Origin of the sequence: Hyphomicrobium sp. (assembly GCF_051860585.1) — a bacterium.
Taxonomy (GTDB): Bacteria; Pseudomonadota; Alphaproteobacteria; order Rhizobiales; family Hyphomicrobiaceae; genus Hyphomicrobium_C.
Window position 1 is genome coordinate 281251 of the sequence record NZ_JBHYDS010000002.1, and the last position, 17193, is coordinate 298443.

Sequence of the window (17193 nt, forward strand, 5' to 3'; positions counted from 1 at the left end):
CCGTTCACGCTCCCGTTCCCGGCATCGCGATCTCCGCCGCACCCGCCTTCGCCGCCTTGGCGTTGACGAGCCCGACGAACCGCTTCCACGGCACGACCATGCGGTCATGCGTGCCGGCGCCGATCACCTCGACGCCGTCGTGCGCCGTCACCTTGAACGAGATGCGCCGCCCGTTGACCGCGGTGCACTCGCAGTCGACCGAGACGACCTGTCCCGGCACCGTCGCCGCGCCGTGCGAAACATTGACGTGAATGCCGAGCGAGCCCTCGCCGTCATCGAGATGCGGGCGCAGCAGTTCCAGACATCCCCATTCCATCAGGCCGACCATGAAGCCGGTCGCGAACACGGCCGGCATGGCCTGAAAGTCGGGCGACTCCGGATAGAGACGCGGCACGGTCTTCTCGACCGGAACCTTGAAGTCCAGCCGTGACCGGTCGCCGACTTTGAGCGTGCCTTTCATGCCGCCTCGCCGCTGCTGCGCGTCAGCTCGGCGAGCTTTCCGGTGGCGACGAGATCCACGCAGACATCGTAGAAGCTGAGGATCGACTCGCCCGCCGCGCTTCCCTGTTCGAATTGCTTTTCCACCTTGCCGAACGGATAAGCCGTATCGCCGCACGCGAACGCGACGCCGACGCCGCCCGCCTCGTCACTGACCCAGTCTCCACCGGCGCGCGCGATGATGGCTTCGCCGAGAAAGCTACCGATCACCGACACGAGGCCGCCCGGCGCACTTTCGTCTCCGTAACGCGCACGCATGCGTTCGATGAACCCGTCCACCCACGCGACCGAGTCCCGGTCGAGTGCGATTGCCGCGCCGCTGGCCTCGCTGAATCCGCGGATCGCGAAAGCCGCGTTGTCGCGAACCCGCGCCAGCCGCTCATCATCGAGGATCATGACGGCCCGGCCTTTTCGTCGCCCGGCAGCACATAGGACGAGCCCTCCCACGGGCTTTCGAAATCGAACGAGCGGAATTCCTGCACGAGCTTCACGGGCTCGTAGACCACGCGCTTGGCCTCGTCGTCGTAGCGAACCTCGACATAGCCGGTAAGCGGGAAGTCCTTGCGCAGCGGATAGCCCTGGAACCCATAGTCGGTCAGCAGCCGCCGCAGATCGGGATGCCCCGAGAACAGAATGCCGAACATGTCGAAGGCTTCACGTTCGTACCAGTTCGCCGCCGGATACACTCCGATCACGCTCGGCACCGGCGTCTCGTCGTCGATGTGCAGCTTGACGCGCACCCGCTGATTGAGGCGCGGCGAAAGCAGGTGGTAGACGACATCGAAGCGCATCGCACGCGCCGGCCAGTCCACGCCGCAAATGTCGATCAGCACTTCGAAACGGCACATCTTGTCGTCGCGCAACGTCGTCAGCACGTGGACGATGTCGGATGCCGCAACCGTGAGCGTGAGCTCGCCGACCGCAATCCGCCGATCGAGAATGGCTCCGCCCAGCTTCGATGTGATGTGCGCTTCAAGTTCGGTCAGCATGAGTGAACCCCGGCAGTAGGCAGTGTGGCAGTAGGCAGTCGTGAACTCGGAGGCTCAGCCGCAAATCCCGACTGCCGAACTGCCGACTGCCTTACTGCCTCATCTCTCAATCGTCCCAGTACGCCTGATCTTGCGCTGCAGCAGCAGCACGCCGTAGACGAGCGCTTCGGCCGTCGGTGGGCAGCCGGGCACGTAGACGTCCACCGGCACGATGCGGTCGCAGCCGCGCACGACCGCGTAGGAATAGTGATAGTAACCGCCGCCGTTGGCGCAGCTTCCCATCGAGATCACGTACCGCGGCTCCGGCATCTGGTCGTAGACCTTGCGCAGCGCGGGAGCCATCTTGTTGGTCAGCGTGCCGGCCACGATCATGACGTCCGATTGGCGCGGCGACGCGCGCGGCGCGAATCCGAACCGCTCGAGATCGTAGCGCGGCATCGACGCCTGCATCATCTCGACGGCGCAGCAGGCAAGCCCGAACGTCATCCACATGAGCGAGCCGGTACGCGCCCAGTTGATCAGGTCATCGGTCGACGTGACGAGGAAGCCCTTGTCGCCAAGCTCGTTCGAGAGATCCGAAAAGAACGGATCGTCCGGCTTAATCAGCGGCGCCTTGGCGAGCGCAGTGCCTCCGCCCGCGCCTTCCTTGGGCTTGTCGAAAGCAAACTCCGGCGGAACGATCAATCCCATTCGAGAGCTCCCGTCTTCCACTCGTAGATGAAGCCGACCGTCAGCACGCCAAGGAACAGCATCATCGACCAGAAGCCGAATGTGCCGATATCCGCGAAAGCCACCGCCCACGGGAAGAGGAACGCGATCTCGAGGTCGAAGATGATGAACAGGATCGCCACGAGATAGAAGCGCACGTCGAACTTCATGCGCGCATCATCGAAGGCATTGAAGCCGCATTCGTAGGCCGAAACCTTCTCGGGATCCGGGTTGCGGTAGGCGATCAGGAACGGCGCCACCATGAGCGCCGCGCCGATGGCGAACGCCACGCCGAGGAACACCGCAAGCGGCAGGTAGTTGGTCAGCAGATCATTCATGAAGTCCGTCCTTGGCAGCCCGCACTCAGGACTTTCGCACCGCAAAATCACTGCCCTGGTGTTAACCTATCGGGGCTTGGGCGCGCAACTGATACTAGGGTCCAATTCAAGGCTGTGAGACCGGCAAAAGGATCCTCCCCGCGCAGGATCGGCCGTTTGCCTGACAACGCCCGTCCCGTGAGCCCTGCCCAGCGACACGTCCCCGCTCCTCCGCTAGATTGCGCGGGCGGCACGCCCGCCGCCGGGGGCGAAAACGGCATGAATCGGCTTGGACTTGGGTCGGTCGCAGGCGTGCGACTTGGGGTTGTCGTGGGCATGACCGGCTGCATGGCCATGATCGCGACCGCGATGGCCGAGGAACGGCGTGTCGCGACCGCCGGGGAACTCACCGCCGCACTCGAAGCCGCTGCTGAGGGTGACGAGATCGTGCTCGCGCCCGGCACCTACGCCGGCGGGCTCTACCGTGAGAACCTCCGCGGCGTAACAATCCGGAGCGCCGAACGGGACAACCCCGCCGTTATCGATGGCGGATCCTACGGCTTGCAACTCTCGGACCCCGTGCAGGTCGCGCTCTCCGACCTCGTCTTCCAGGGCCAAGCGGAAAACGGCATCAACATCGACGACGGCGGCTCGTATGAAACTCCGGCCCGCTCCATTCGCCTCACACGCATTACGGTCAAAGACATCGTGGAGAAGGGCAATCACGATGCGATCAAAATGGCCGGCGTCGAGGATTTCCTGATCAACGGCGCACGCATCGAGAATTGGGGCACAGAAGGCAGCGCCATCGACTTCGTGGGCTGCCGCAACGGCCTCGTCCAGAACTCGCTTCTGATTCACACGGCGCTCACGGTCGGCGGCTCCGGCATCCGGCCCAAGGGCGGCAGCAAGGACATCGTGATCCGCGCCAATCGCATCGAGATGCCGGTCGGCACCGGACGCGGCATCCAGGCCGGCGGCTCGACGGACGCGGAGTTTTTCCGCTTCGCCGAAGGCGACAAGAACTACGAGGCGGACACAATCACGATTGAGGGCAATGTCATCGTCGGCGGCGGCGCGGCCTTTTCCTGGGTCAACATCGACGGCGGCATCATCCATCACAACTTCGTTCAGGGCTCCGCTCCGTGGGTCGTGCGCATCCTGAACGAGAACCCCGGCACACCGATCGTTGTCACAAAGAACGGCGCGTTCCATGACAACGAGATCGCCTTCGAAACCGGCGGCGCCTTCAACTCCGCCGTCAACGTCGGCGACGATACGGAACCTGGGACCTTCCGGTTTTCGCGCAACCGCTGGCTGAACCTCGCCGGCCCGACGCCGGACGGCTCACGCCCGAAACTTCCGGTCAAGGAGAGCGACGGCGTCTACGGCGAGCCGCTCACGAACGCGCCGGACCGCGTGCAGGTGTGGGAATTTCCGTGGGGCAAGTGGCTCGTCAACGCCACTGCCAAATCGCGCAGCGTCGAGGTTCCGGACCATGCCGTCTTGAAGCAGGCCGTAAGCGTCAAGTCGGCCCGTTTCGGCCCCCTCGACGAGCGTCCGCTCACCGGCACCTGGCGCTCGGAGGATCTTGCCGGGCAGAAGCTGACGCTTCCCGCCATGTCGCAGGCGATCCTGATCAATCCCGAGACCTGCAGCGGTTGTCTGGACTAGGCGAAACCCGGCCAAGCCGGGCGCAACAGCCTGACGGGCCCGCAGACCCTCAAGCCGTGTGAGCCACTTTCGATCGATCTGTGAGGAAAGTGGCGCGAGAGACGGGACTTGAACCCGCGGCCTCCGCCGTGACAGGGCGGCGCTCTAACCAACTGAGCTACTCCCGCAATCCGCATCGCACCCTGTCGTGGGGCGGCGACGCAAAAGCGAAGCGTCGAAATACGTGTTCGCGGCCCCCAAGTCAAGCGACGCGGAGAGCCAATTCGTTCAGTTTATAAAGGCCCGGCTTTTAGGGCCATGGTGCGATTGCCGCAGGCCGGCCCGTGGGTTGCCGATCGGATCAGCCGATCCGCGACAGGACGAACTGCACGCGATCCGCAACCGGCGCGCGCGGCAACTCCACAAGTCCATATCCGGCCTGGGAATAGGCGTCGGCCAACGCGTGAAAGGTCGCGTCCGCCTCCGCCAGTGACTGCCTGCGCTCCGCATCTGCCGTGAAGATCTCGGGCCACGGCGGCGCGATGAACACGTCCGGCCGGTAGCGATAGGCCGCCACCGCCCGCGCGACATGCGCGCCGACAGGCAGGCCGGAAAGCGCGAGATAGCCTGCCACATCCGGGATCCCGCGGTCGAACAGAACAGGCCCGGCGTGCCGCTTGGCCTCACGATAGGACCGCAGCTCCCAGCCGAGCATCTGCTCCGAGAACGCAAGGCGATCGCCCCATGGCAGCGCGGCGCCGCCGATCGCCACCTGATCCTGAATGATCGCCCGCCCCGCTTCGGGCATCACCGCGAGCCCGTGCGCGCCCAGCGCGTCGATGAGGGACGTCTTTCCCGACCCGGGCCCTCCGGTCACGACGATGAAACGGTCGATCCTAGGCTCTCCTTTGTCATGCCGAAGGCGTGCGCCAAACAAGCGTCATGCCGGAGGCGTGCACCAAACAAGCGTCATGCTGGAGGCGTGCATCCAACAAGCATCATGCCGGAGGCATGTGGCGCATGTCATGCCGGAGGCATGCGCCTCATGAAATCGCGCTTGCCGATCTCGACGCCGTTGTGGCGCAGGATGCCGTAGGCGGTGGCGCAGTGGAAATAGAAGTTCGGCAGCGCGAAATGCAGCAGATACTCGCGTCCCGTGAACTTCAGCTCGCGCGGACCGGCCTTGATCGTCACCTCGCGTTCGGCGGCCGCCTCCATGGGCTCCGCCTTGGCCTCGGCGAGAACGGCGAGCGTTTCGGCGATCCGCGTCTTCAGCTCGGCAAACGTCTTCTCGCTATCGTTGTGCACCGGCGGCTTCAGATCCGCGAGCCGGCCGACTGAGAGCTTCGCGAAGTCGCACGCCGACTGCACCTGCTTCGTGAACGTATACATATCTGGATAGAGCCGCGCGGTCAGCAGCGCATCGGGATCGATCTTCTTCGCCGCACAATGCTCCGCTGCTTTGTCGAGAATCGCATCGAGCGCTTCGAGATGCTTCGTGAACGACGGAACCGCAATCTCGTACATCGTGATGGACATTGGGATTTCCTCTTGAGAGCGCCCTTCGGCCCGGAGGGCCGGGAGCAAGGCGACCCGGCGGGTCATGGCGAAGCCATGCTTCGCAAGGACTGCGCCGGCCGTCCACAAAGCAACACCTCGCTTGAGCGAGAACGATTTCAGCTTGTGTCACTAGAAAGAGTGGTGGGCGATGAAGGGATCGAACCTCCGACATCCTCGGTGTAAACGAGGCGCTCTACCGCTGAGCTAATCGCCCGACACGCACTCCTTACCGGCCTAAGGCTCCGACTGCAAGCTCACCTGACACACATCTGTCGCGCCCGTTGGTCGGCGCCACCGCGGCCCGAGGCGATCGACTACCACGCTTCTCGCAACTTGCGACAGACAGCAAGAACCCGCGTGAGTTTCTGTGTCACCAACGCGGCGCGAAGCGCCCCGGCGCCAAGGGCGCTCGCGGCCAGTGCCGCGGTCCTCCACACAGCACCACGCCCCTGGCAGCAAAGCTTCGCTCAGCTTGTGTCACTAAAAACAAAAAAAGCGCCGCGGCATGGCCACGGCGCTCCCTGTATTCGATGTAAGCCGTCCCACGCGCAAACGCGCGCGGCGCCGAGATTTAGTTCAGCGCGTCCTTGAGGCCCTTCGACGGCGTGAACTTGGCGACGCGCGAAGCGGGGATCTTGATCGTGGCGCCGGTAGCGGGATTGCGGCCCTCGCGTGCCTTGCGGCTGGCGACCTTGAACGTTCCGAAATCGGGGATGCGCACTTCGTCGCCGTTCTTGAGCGAGTTGCGGATGTGCGCCAGCGCTGCATCGACCGCCGTACCTGCCTTCTCCTTCGTCAGCTCGCATTCCTTGGCAACAGCGTCGATCAAATCTTTCTTGCTCATTTCTACGTCCTCGTGACTGGGAATTATTTTCGATTGTCCAGAATGGCTGGGGAACGCCGCTGGCGCGCGCCGAAATCTCGAACGATCAGCGCTAGTGGGCGCACAAAAGCCCCGAAATACGGGCCTCGTCAAGGGGCAAAACGACCCTGCGCGCCTTAAAAAACAGGGTAAAAAACAGTCAACCCAAACCAGTGCAATACCGCCCCGACGCCTGTTTCAAAACGATAAAAAGCGAGCGGCTCGGAGGTGTGTAAACCTCGTTTGCCGCTCGCTTCGGTAACGTCCCGACAGTGAGTTTCGGCAGCCTGACGGAGGCTGCCGAACCATGACACGCTAGTGCGCGGTGATGCGCGGCGTGCCCTCGGCGCCATCGGCCGCGACAGCCGCCGCTTCCGCCTGCTCGTCGATCTGGATCGGATCCGGCACACGGACGAGCGCGGCCTTCACCACGTCCTCCATGCGCGCGACCGGAATAAGCTCGAGCTTCTTCTTCACCTCTTCCGGAATATCCGCGAGATCCTTCACGTTCTCCTCGGGGATCAGAACGGTCTTGATACCGCCGCGCAAGGCCGCGAGCAGTTTCTCCTTGAGACCGCCGATCGGCAGCACGCGTCCGCGCAATGTGATTTCGCCGGTCATGGCGACATCCTTGCGCACCGGAATGCCGGTGAGGATCGAGATGATCGCCGTCGCCATCGCAACACCCGCAGACGGACCATCCTTCGGCGTCGCGCCTTCCGGCACGTGCACGTGGATGTCCTTCTTGTCGAACAGCGACGGATGAATGCCGAACTCGATGGAACGCGAGCGCACGTAGGCGTTCGCGGCCTGGATCGATTCCTTCATCACGTCGCGCAGGTTGCCGGTGACGGTCATCTTGCCCTTGCCGGGCATCAGCACGCCTTCGATCGTCAGCAGCTCGCCGCCGACCTCGGTCCACGCCAGCCCCGTGACGATGCCGACCTGGTCTTCCAGCTCCGCTTCGCCATACCGGTACTTCGGCACGCCGAGATAATCGCCGACGTTCTCGGCCGTGACCGTGATCGCCTTCTTCTCCGACGTCAGCAGCTCCTTCACCGCCTTGCGCGCAAGCTTGGCGATTTCGCGCTCGAGCGAGCGCACGCCGGCTTCACGCGTGTAGCGACGGATGAGCTCCATGAGAGCCCCATCTTCGACGTTCCACTCCGCCTGCTCCAGGCCATGCGCCTGACGCTGCTCCGTGAGGAGATGGCGCTTGGCGATCTCAACCTTCTCGTCTTCCGTGTAACCGGCGAGACGGATGATCTCCATGCGGTCCATGAGGGCCGGCGGGATGTTGAGCGTGTTGGCCGTCGTCACGAACATCACGTTCGAAAGATCGTAATCGACCTCGAGATAGTGATCGTTGAACGAGGCGTTCTGCTCCGGATCGAGCACTTCGAGCAGAGCTGCCGCGGGATCGCCGCGGAAGTCCTGACCCATCTTGTCGATCTCGTCCAAGAGGAACAGCGGGTTGGTCCGCTTGGCCTTCTTCATCGACTGGATGACCTTGCCGGGCATCGAACCGATGTAGGTGCGCCGATGGCCGCGGATCTCCGCTTCGTCGCGCACGCCACCGAGGCTCATGCGCACGAACTCGCGTCCCGTGGCGTTCGCGATCGACTTGCCAAGCGACGTCTTGCCCACGCCGGGCGGACCGACGAGGCAGAGGATGGGCCCCTTGAGCTTGTTCGTACGCGCCTGCACCGCGAGATATTCGAGGATGCGCTCCTTGACCTTCTCGAGACCGTAATGCTCGGCGTCGAGCACGGCCTGCGCTTCAGCGATGTCCTTCTTGACCTTGCCCTTGATGCCCCACGGAATCGAGAGCAGCCAATCGAGGTAGTTGCGCACCACCGTCGCTTCAGCCGACATCGGGCTCATCTGCTTGAGCTTCTTCAGCTCCGCAGTCGCCTTGTCCTTGGCTTCCTTCGACAGCTTGGTGTTCTCGATCTTCTCTTCGAACTCCGCGATGTCGTCGCGCTCTTCGGTGTCGCCGAGTTCCTTCTGAATGGCCTTCATCTGCTCATTCAAATAGTACTCGCGCTGCGTCTTCTCCATCTGGCGCTTCACGCGCGAGCGGATCTTGCGCTCCACCTGCAGCACGGAGATCTCGCTCTCCATGAGCGTGTAGACCTTCTCGAGACGGTCGGACACGACCGTCGTCTCGAGCACGTCCTGCTTGTCCGCGATCTTGACCGCGAGATGCGAGGCCACCGTGTCGGCGAGCTTCGAGTAGTCCTCGATCTGCGCCACGGTGCCGAGCACCTCCGGCGAGATCTTCTTGTTGAGCTTGACGTAGTTTTCGAACTGCGACACGGCCGAACGCGCCAGCGCTTCGATCTCGCCCTTCGTCCCGATCGTCTCGGGGATGCGCTCCACTTCGGCTTCGAAGTAGTTCGGGTTGTCGGTGTAGCGCAGCACCTTGGCGCGCGCGGTGCCTTCGACGAGCACCTTCACGGTGCCGTCGGGAAGCTTCAGAAGCTGAAGCACCGAGGCGAGCGTACCCACCTGATAGATCGCGTCCGTCGCCGGGTCGTCGTCACCGGCGTTCTTCTGCGCGGCAAGCAGGATGTGCTTGTCGGCGCGCATCACCTCTTCGAGCGCGTTGATGGATTTTTCGCGGCCAACGAAAAGCGGCACGATCATGTAAGGGAAAACGACAATGTCGCGCAGCGGAAGAACCGGATAGTGGTCCTTGGCTGCGGCTTTGTCTTTTGTCTGCTTTTCGTCGGTCATTTATCGTCACCCGTTTAGCGTTGTGCCGCGCTGCCTGCCATCAGCCTCGCAAGCCCACCTTAACTGTCGGGACCCGCTTCATTATGGCCGAAAGCGGGAAACCCACGTGCCATCTGTGTTCAAGTTCGCTGGGTAGGAAATGGTCGAAAGTCGGCGTCGTCAACAAAGATGGGGACGGTCCCCTGCCTTATCAATGACGCACTTCAGCCGCGGCTGAGCATCGCCAATGTCGCCGCGGATGAGCCGTGCCCGGAACCGTGGAGCCGATCGTTCGGCGGCTTCGCGAGCTAAGCTTCAAATGCTCGAAGGCAGAAAAGTGCCGTTCGCTTAGTGCTCCGCGCACATAGCCTTGGCCGGGGCTCCCCGCCAAAGCGCAGCTGCGGGTCGTCGCGGCCCGCGGCGTCCGTTAGGACGCCGTCGAACCCTTTTCCTCGGCCCGGTCGGAGTAGATCCGAAGCGGACGCGCGCCGCCCTCGACCACTTCCGGTCCGATCACGACCTCTTCGACGCCCTTCAGCGCCGGCAGGTCGAACATCGTCTCGAGCAGGATGCCTTCCATGATGGACCGCAGCCCGCGTGCACCGGTCTTGCGCTCGATCGCCTTGCGCGAGATCGCTTTCAGCGCATCGACGGTCAGCGTGAGCTTCACGTCTTCCATCTCGAACAGGCGCTGATACTGCTTCACGAGCGCGTTCTTGGGCTCGGACAGGATCTGCACGAGCGCCGGTTCGTCGAGATCCTCGAGCGTCGCGATCACCGGCAAGCGGCCGATGAATTCCGGGATCAAGCCGAACTTCAGCAGGTCCTCGGGCTCGACTTCGCGCAGCACCTCGCCGGTGCGGCGCTCGTCGGGACCCAGCACCTTGGCGCCGAAGCCGATCGACGTGCCCTTGCCGCGCCGCGCGATGATCTTTTCGAGACCCGCGAATGCGCCGCCGCAGATGAACAGGATGTTCGACGTATCGACCTGCAGGAACTCCTGCTGCGGATGCTTGCGGCCACCCTGCGGCGGCACGGATGCAACCGTGCCTTCCATGATCTTGAGCAACGCCTGCTGCACGCCTTCACCCGACACGTCGCGCGTGATGGACGGGTTGTCGGACTTGCGGCTGATCTTATCGATTTCGTCGATATAAACGATGCCGCGCTGCGCCCGCTCGACGTTGTAGTCGGCGTTCTGCAGGAGCTTCAGGATGATGTTCTCGACGTCCTCGCCGACATAGCCCGCTTCGGTGAGCGTCGTTGCGTCCGCCATCGTGAACGGCACGTCGAGGATGCGCGCGAGCGTCTGCGCCAGCAGCGTCTTGCCGCAGCCGGTAGGGCCGACGAGCAGGATGTTGGACTTGGCCAGTTCGACGTCGTTGTTCTTCGCCGCGTGGTTGAGGCGCTTGTAGTGATTGTGAACCGCGACCGACAGCACGCGCTTCGCATGGAACTGACCGATGACGTACGAGTCGAGCACCGTGCAGATTTCCTGCGGCGTCGGCACGCCGTCGCGCGACTTGACCAGCGTATTTTTGTTCTCTTCGCGGATGATATCCATGCACAGCTCGACGCATTCATCGCAGATGAACACGGTCGGGCCGGCGATAAGCTTCCGGACCTCATGCTGACTTTTGCCGCAGAACGAGCAGTAAAGGGTGTTCTTTTCCTGAGCCATTCTGTTTCTCTCACCCGCAGCCGGGATGTGCCGGTATTTGCGAAAATACGAGACTCTGTTGAGCCTTACGAAAGCGTCACAGCCGATCCGCAGCGATGACATAAAACCGCTAAACCCGATCTCAGCACGCTAGCGTTCCCGAGATCAAGATTCGATTAATGTCTATCCAAGCCCGGACGTACCTTTCGGCCCGATTACCACAGCCTTGACGGGAGCTTGCCAAGGTTGCCTGTCGGACCGAATGACCAGCCTAACCTGCCAACCTTGCGTGGCCCCAATGCGGCCACGCGGCGGGTTTGACCCAGCATATCAAAAGGCGTGCTGGGAGGACGGGTATAGAACGTAATGCGACCCTACGGCACACCGCGGGCCGAACGTTCCAACAACGCCGGGTTTTAAGCCGGCTTGCCGTCGCCGATTTTGATATCGGCATCGTCGCGCTGGTTAAGCACCTTGTCGATAAGGCCGAATTCCTTGGCCTCTTCAGCGGTCAGGAAGTAATCGCGATCAAGAGTCTTCTCGATCTTCTCATACGGTTGACCGGTATGCTTGACATACACTTCGTTCAAGCGGCGCTTCATCTTGATGATGTCTTCGGCGTGCCGCTCGATGTCGGAAGCCTGGCCGGAGAACCCGCCTGAAGGCTGGTGGACCATGATCCGGGCGTTCGGCAGCGCGTAGCGCATGTCCTTGGTGCCGGCCGTCAGCAGCAGCGAGCCCATCGAGGCGGCCTGGCCGATGCACAGCGTCGCAATCGGCGGCTTCACGAACTGCATCGTGTCGTAGATCGCCATGCCGGCCGTGACCACGCCGCCGGGCGAGTTGATGTACATCGAGATCTCTTTCTTCGGGTTTTCGGCCTCGAGGAAGAGAAGCTGCATGCAGATGGACGCAGCCATGTGATCTTCGACCGGACCCGTCACGAAGATGATGCGTTCCTTGAGAAGACGCGAGGGCAGGTCGTAGCCGCGCTCACCGCGCGCCGTCTGCTCGACGACCATGGGCCAGAAAGAACCGGTGAGAGTGGCGACGGGATCGCGCATGTGAGTATTTGCTCCTTGGATTGACCGCACCCGGCTTTGGGCCGCGGCCTCGAGCCTCCGAATCGACCGGCAGGCGAGACATCAAATCAGCATAGCGACGCGCCACTTCAAGCCCCTTGCCGCAAGCGCCGGCGAGGCGCGCGGTTGAAGCGCGCCTCACTGGACGGCAAAAGGGCAGCTCAGCCCTAGGCTTCCGTCGCTTTCTCAAGACTGTCGAACAGCTCCTGGCGAGAGACCTTCTTCTCGGCGGGCTTGACCAGTTCGAGAACGAAATCGATCACCTTGTCCTCGAAGATCGGCGCCCGGAGCTCCTGGATCGCGCCCGGCGTCTTCTCGAAGTATTCGTAGACGTTCTTTTCCTGGCCGGGGAACTGGCGGGCCTGCTCCATGAGCGCGCGCCGCAGTTCGTCCTGCGTCACTTCGATCTTGTTCTTGTCGCCGATCTCGCCGACCACCAGGCCGAGCCGCACGCGACGTTCCGCGATGGCGCGGTATTCGGTCTTCGCCTCGTCCTCGGTCTTGCCTTCGTCGGCGAACGTCTTGTTGTCGCGCTGCAGGCCGTCCGTGACTTGCTTCCAGATCGCTTCGAACTCGCGCTCGACCAGCGTCGGCGGCAGCTCGAACGTGTGCGCCTTCTCGAGCGCGTCCAGCAGTTCGCGCTTGAGCTTCATGCGCGAGGCCTGGTCCAGCTCGCGCTGGATCTGGGCCGACACGAGGCTCTTCAGCTGGTCGATGCCTTCCGTGCCGAGCGACTTGGCGAACTCGTCGTTCATCTCGCTCTTAACGGGCTTCTCGACGTCTTTCACGGTGACGGCGAACACGGCTTCCTTGCCGGCCAGCTCGGCCACCGGATACTCGGCCGGGAAGATGCCCTTCACGTCGCGGCTCTCGCCCTTCTTCGCGCCCTTGAGGCCTTCCTCGAAGCCGGGAATGAAGTTGGCGTTGCCGATCACGAGCTGCAGGTTTTCGCCCGAGCCGCGCTCGAATTCGACGCCGTCGATCGTGCCCTTGAAATCGATGGTGGCGCGGTCGCCCTCTTCAACGGCCCGTCCCTCTTCGGCAGCGAACGTCTGGTTACGCTCCGCGATCTCGGCCAGCGCCTTCTGGAGCTGCTCGTCTTCGACTTCGGACACGAGGCGTTCGAGCTTCAGCGACTTGAAATCGGCGAGCTTCACCTCGGGCAGCACCTCGAAGCTCATCTCGTAGGCAAGGTCGGCCTTGCCCGCGACGACGTTCTCGATCTCGGCTGCGTTTTCGCCGAGCGAGATGTCGGGCATCATCGCCGGACGCTCCTGGCGGTCCTTGATGGCCTTGCTGCTCGTCTCGCGGATCGTCTCCTGCAGCACATCGTTCATGACCGAGCGGCCATAGACCTTCTTGATGTGCGCGATCGGAACCTTGCCCTTGCGGAAGCCCTTGAGCTGCACCTGGTCCTTGATCTTGTCGAGATGCGCCGTGTAGCGCTCGCCAAGCTCATCTGCACCGACCACGACCTTGAGCTTGCGCTTGAGGCCTTCCGAACTCGTTTCCGTAACCTGCATGACGTCCTGCTGCCTTCGCTTCGCTCGAATAATCCTGCGCCTCCCGCGAGAGGCGAATTGCTGAACCCGTCAGCCGACGGGTCAGTCCCAGTGGTCCCTGGTGCGGGCGGAGGGACTTGAACCCCCACGACTTGCGCCGCTGGAACCTAAATCCAGTGCGTCTACCAATTCCGCCACGCCCGCATTTTCTTGACCGGGACCGTGCGCCTGCATCGGCTGGGCACAAATCCCGCTTTTAATTCAATTCGTTAAGGCACGGCGACCGCACGCCGGGACAGGCACGCCCCGGCCCGGATGGACCAGCAAAGAAAGAGGAAGCCGGCCCCGTTCGGGCCGTCAGGCCGCGCCAGGATGGGCACCATATACTCGCGGGGCCCCCGGAAGATCAAGGCATTCTCCGCCCGCCAGTATCGAGAGCGGAGCAAAGCCCCCTACTCCACCACCTCAGCCCCGGGTTCACCCGCACGCGCCGGCGCCCCCCGTCCCGCCAGCCTGCTCGTCAGCACGTAGAACACGGGCGTGAAGATCAGGCCGAACAGCGTCACGCCGAGCATGCCGGAGAACACCGCCGTGCCGAGCGATTGACGCATTTCCGCGCCCGCGCCCGTCGCGAGCACCAGCGGCACCACGCCGAGGATGAACGCAAGCGAGGTCATGAGGATCGGCCTGAGCCGCGTCCGCGCCGCGCTGACCGCAGCGTCATAACGGCTCATCCCGTGGTCCTCCGCCTGCTTGGCGAACTCCACGATCAGGATCGCGTTCTTGGCCGCGAGCCCGACCAGCACCACGAGCCCGATCTCGACCAGGATGTTGCGATCCAGCCCTGCGATGTTGACACCGATCATCGCCGCCAGGATGCACATCGGCACGATCAGGATGACCGCCAGCGGCAACAGCCAGCTCTCGTAGAGCGCGGCCAGCACCAGGAACACGAACACCACCGCGAGCCCGAATGCGACCACCGCCGTGCTGCCCGCAAGCTTTTCCTGCAGCGCGATCTCGGTCCACTCGAAGCCGAAGCCGGACGGCAGTCCCGTCTCGACGATGTGCTCGATGGAGGCGATGCCCTGCCCGGACGAGAATCCGCGCGCAAGGCCCACCTGCACTTCCGCCGCCGGAAACAGGTTGTAGCGCGGCACGCGATAGGGACCCGTCGTATCCGAGAACGTCGCCACCGAGCCGAGCGGCACCATCTCGCCCGAGTCGCTCCGCGTCTTCAGGTTCGCGACATCGCGCAGCGTTTCGCGGAACGGATTGTCGGCCTGCGCGGTCACCCGGTAGGTGCGGCCGAGAATGTTGAAGTCGTTGACGAACGCCGAGCCCATGTAGATCGACAGCGCCTCGAACACGCGCCCGATCGGCACACCGAGCTGCTCGGCCTTCGTGCGGTCGATGTCGGCCCAGATCTGCGGCGTGCGCGTGTTGAAGAGCGTGAACGGCTGTACGATGCCCGGCACCTGCCCAGCCCCGCCCGCGACGGCCCACGCCGCGCCCTCGAGCGCCGGATAGCCGCGCCCGGCGCGATCCTGCACATACCCCTTGAGACCGCCGCCCGTGCCGATGCCCGGCACCGAAGGCGGCTCGATCACGAATGCGAAAGCCTCCTTGATGGTCGACATCTGCTGGCGCAGATCGCCCAGGATCTGATCCTTGGTGATGCCCTCCTTGATGCGGTCCTCGAACGTGTCGAGCCGCACGAAGATCACGGCCGTGTTCGGCGCGTTGGTGAAAGTCGCGCCGTCGAAGCCTGCGAAGGCGACGGCGTCCGAGACGCCGGGCCGCGTCAGCATCAGCTCGGACGCCTTGCGCACCACCGCATCCGTCCGGTCGAGCGTCGAGCCCGGCGGAAGCTGGAAGGCGGTGATGAAATACGTCCGGTCGAGCTGCGGGATCAGGCCGGTCGGCGTGCTCGCCAGTCGATTGTAGGTGAGAAACAGCAGGCCGCCGTAGAGCAGCAGCAGGATCAGCGGCAGCCGGATCATTTTGCTCGTCGCGCCCGCATACCCATGCGACAGCCCTTCGAACATCGCGTTGAAGCCGCGGAAGAACAGGCGGATCGGCGCCCCCACGATCTTCGAAAACCGGCTCTTCGGCGCGTTGTGATGCGCATGCGGCTTGAGCAGCAGCGCCGCCAGCGCCGGTGACAGCGTGAGCGACACGAAACACGAGATCGCCGTCGAGGCCGCGATGGTGATCGCGAACTGCTTGTAGAACGTGCCTTGTAGGCCCGAGATGAACGCCGTCGGCACGAACACCGCGATCAGCGTCGCCGTGATGGCGATCAGAGCGCCGCCCACTTCGTCCATGGTTTGGTGCGCCGCCTCCTTAGGCGACAGCCCCTCGGCCAGCTTTCGCTCCACGTTCTCGACCACGACGATGGCGTCGTCGACGACGATGCCGATGGCCAGCACTAGGCCGAACAGCGACAGCGTGTTGAACGAGATCCCGAGCGCGCCCATGACGATGAACGCGCCGATCAGCGACACCGGAATGGCGATGATCGGAATGACGGCCGCGCGCCACGTCTGCAGGAACAGGATGACGACGAGCACCACCAGCACCAGCGCCTCGATGAAGGTGTCGATCACGGCGTCGATCGAATAGCGGATGAAGTCCGTCGGGTTGTAGACGATGGTGTAGGCGACGCCCGGCGGGAAATCCTTCGACAGCAGCTCCATCTCCGCCTTGACGGCGGCGGCGGTCGCGAGCGCATTCGATCCCGGCCGCTGGAACAGCACGACCGCCGTCGCCACCTTGTTCGAAAGGTAGGCGTTGACGGTGTAGTCCTGCGAGCCGAGCTCGACGCGCGCGATGTCCTTGACGCGCACCACCTCGCCGCTCGTCTCGGCGCGGATGACGATATTCTCGAATTCCTCCGGCGTCGTCAGGCGCCCGAGCGTATGCACGGACAGCGTGAACGCACCGGGCGAGGATGCAGGCGGCTGGTTGATCGAGCCCGCAGCCACCTGCAGGTTCGCCGCCCTGAGCGCCGCAACCACTTCGCTGGCCGTCAGATTGCGCGAGGCCACCTTCTCCGGATCGAGCCAGACGCGCATGGAGTAGTCGCGCGCGCCGAACACGCGGCTGTCGCCGATGCCGTCGATGCGCGCCAGCCGGTCGCGGATGTAGAGCGTGGCGTAGTTCGAGATGTACTGCTGGTCGCGCGTGCCGTCCGGCGAGATCATGTGCACGACCATCATCAGGTCGGGCGAGGCCTTGAGCACCGTCAGGCCGAGACGGCGCACGTCCTCCGGCAGCCGCGGCTCGGCGATGGAGACGCGGTTCTGCACCAGCACCTGCGCCTGGTCGATGTTGGTCCCCGGCTTGAACACCACGCTGATCGAAAGCCGCCCGTCACCCGTCGACTGCGACACGATGTAGAGCATGTTGTCGACGCCGTTGACCTCCTGCTCGATCGGCGCGGCCACCGTTTCGGCGATCACGGCCGCCGAAGCGCCCGGATAGTTCGCCGAGATGTTGACCGTCGGCGGGGCGATCTCGGGATACTCGGCGATCGGGAGCGACGCGCCCGCGATCACGCCGACGATGGTCAGGATCACGGACAGCACGGTCGCGAAGATCGGCCGGTCGATGAAAAAATGGGAAAAGCGCATGGATGTGTT

The 17193-nt window shown here is 63.6% G+C and carries 14 protein-coding genes and 3 tRNA genes; 1 reads left to right on the forward strand and 16 read right to left on the reverse strand.

What is annotated here, in order from left to right:
• Positions 1-4 precede the first annotated feature (4 nt).
• From ACTIFK_RS04110 to ACTIFK_RS04130, 5 genes are all read right to left on the reverse strand, one after another.
• The gene (locus ACTIFK_RS04110; RefSeq protein WP_439541777.1) at positions 5-460 is read right to left on the reverse strand and encodes a thioesterase family protein; all 456 of its coding nucleotides are present in this window, start codon (positions 458-460) and stop codon (positions 5-7) included.
• The gene (locus ACTIFK_RS04115) at positions 457-894 is read right to left on the reverse strand and encodes a hypothetical protein (RefSeq protein ID WP_439541778.1); all 438 of its coding nucleotides are present in this window, start codon (positions 892-894) and stop codon (positions 457-459) included. Before ACTIFK_RS04115 ends, ACTIFK_RS04110 begins: the two co-directional genes overlap by 4 nt.
• The gene (locus tag ACTIFK_RS04120; RefSeq protein ID WP_439541779.1) at positions 891-1487 is read right to left on the reverse strand and encodes an NADH-quinone oxidoreductase subunit C; all 597 of its coding nucleotides are present in this window, start codon (positions 1485-1487) and stop codon (positions 891-893) included. Before ACTIFK_RS04120 ends, ACTIFK_RS04115 begins: the two co-directional genes overlap by 4 nt.
• Positions 1488-1586: 99 nt before the next feature.
• Positions 1587-2177 carry a NuoB/complex I 20 kDa subunit family protein gene (locus ACTIFK_RS04125; RefSeq protein WP_439541780.1) on the reverse strand — a complete coding sequence of 197 codons (591 nt, stop codon included), beginning with the start codon at positions 2175-2177 and terminating at the stop codon, positions 1587-1589.
• On the reverse strand, positions 2168-2533 hold the full coding sequence (locus tag ACTIFK_RS04130; RefSeq protein WP_439541781.1) for an NADH-quinone oxidoreductase subunit A: 366 nt from the start codon (positions 2531-2533) through the stop codon (positions 2168-2170). Before ACTIFK_RS04130 ends, ACTIFK_RS04125 begins: the two co-directional genes overlap by 10 nt.
• A 315-nt stretch (positions 2534-2848) precedes the next feature.
• Here ACTIFK_RS04130 and ACTIFK_RS04135 point away from each other — a divergent pair, with 315 nt between their 5' ends.
• Positions 2849-4186, forward strand: a complete 1338-nt coding sequence (locus tag ACTIFK_RS04135) for a hypothetical protein (RefSeq protein WP_439541782.1) — start codon at positions 2849-2851, stop codon at positions 4184-4186.
• A 90-nt stretch (positions 4187-4276) separates the two neighbouring features.
• Here the strand turns inward: ACTIFK_RS04135 and ACTIFK_RS04140 are convergent.
• The 11 genes from ACTIFK_RS04140 to ACTIFK_RS04190 form a co-directional block, all read right to left on the reverse strand.
• Positions 4277-4353 (reverse strand) — tRNA-Asp (locus tag ACTIFK_RS04140).
• Between the two features lie 173 nt (positions 4354-4526).
• Entirely contained in the window at positions 4527-5042 is a 516-nt protein-coding gene (locus ACTIFK_RS04145) for an AAA family ATPase (RefSeq protein WP_439541783.1), read from the reverse strand.
• Between the two features lie 146 nt (positions 5043-5188).
• A complete protein-coding gene (locus ACTIFK_RS04150; RefSeq protein ID WP_439541784.1) occupies positions 5189-5704 on the reverse strand; it encodes a DUF1993 domain-containing protein in 516 nt (171 codons plus the stop codon).
• A gap of 160 nt (positions 5705-5864) precedes the next feature.
• Positions 5865-5939, reverse strand: a tRNA-Val gene (locus ACTIFK_RS04155).
• 357 nt (positions 5940-6296) lie between these two features.
• On the reverse strand, positions 6297-6701 hold the full coding sequence (locus ACTIFK_RS04160; protein ID WP_439541785.1) for an HU family DNA-binding protein: 405 nt from the start codon (positions 6699-6701) through the stop codon (positions 6297-6299).
• A gap of 201 nt (positions 6702-6902) precedes the next feature.
• The gene (lon, locus tag ACTIFK_RS04165) at positions 6903-9326 is read right to left on the reverse strand and encodes an endopeptidase La (RefSeq protein ID WP_439541786.1); all 2424 of its coding nucleotides are present in this window, start codon (positions 9324-9326) and stop codon (positions 6903-6905) included.
• A 406-nt stretch (positions 9327-9732) separates the two neighbouring features.
• The gene (clpX, locus tag ACTIFK_RS04170) at positions 9733-10986 is read right to left on the reverse strand and encodes an ATP-dependent Clp protease ATP-binding subunit ClpX (protein WP_439541787.1); all 1254 of its coding nucleotides are present in this window, start codon (positions 10984-10986) and stop codon (positions 9733-9735) included.
• Positions 10987-11381: 395 nt separating this feature from the next.
• Positions 11382-12029 carry an ATP-dependent Clp protease proteolytic subunit gene (locus ACTIFK_RS04175; protein ID WP_439541788.1) on the reverse strand — a complete coding sequence of 216 codons (648 nt, stop codon included), beginning with the start codon at positions 12027-12029 and terminating at the stop codon, positions 11382-11384.
• Between the two features lie 185 nt (positions 12030-12214).
• Positions 12215-13570, reverse strand: coding sequence for a trigger factor (gene tig, locus ACTIFK_RS04180; protein WP_439541789.1), 1356 nt, complete (start codon positions 13568-13570; stop codon positions 12215-12217).
• Positions 13571-13668: 98 nt separating this feature from the next.
• Positions 13669-13753 (reverse strand) — tRNA-Leu (locus ACTIFK_RS04185).
• A gap of 248 nt (positions 13754-14001) precedes the next feature.
• A complete protein-coding gene (locus ACTIFK_RS04190) occupies positions 14002-17184 on the reverse strand; it encodes an efflux RND transporter permease subunit (RefSeq protein ID WP_439541790.1) in 3183 nt (1060 codons plus the stop codon).
• Positions 17185-17193 lie beyond the last annotated feature (9 nt).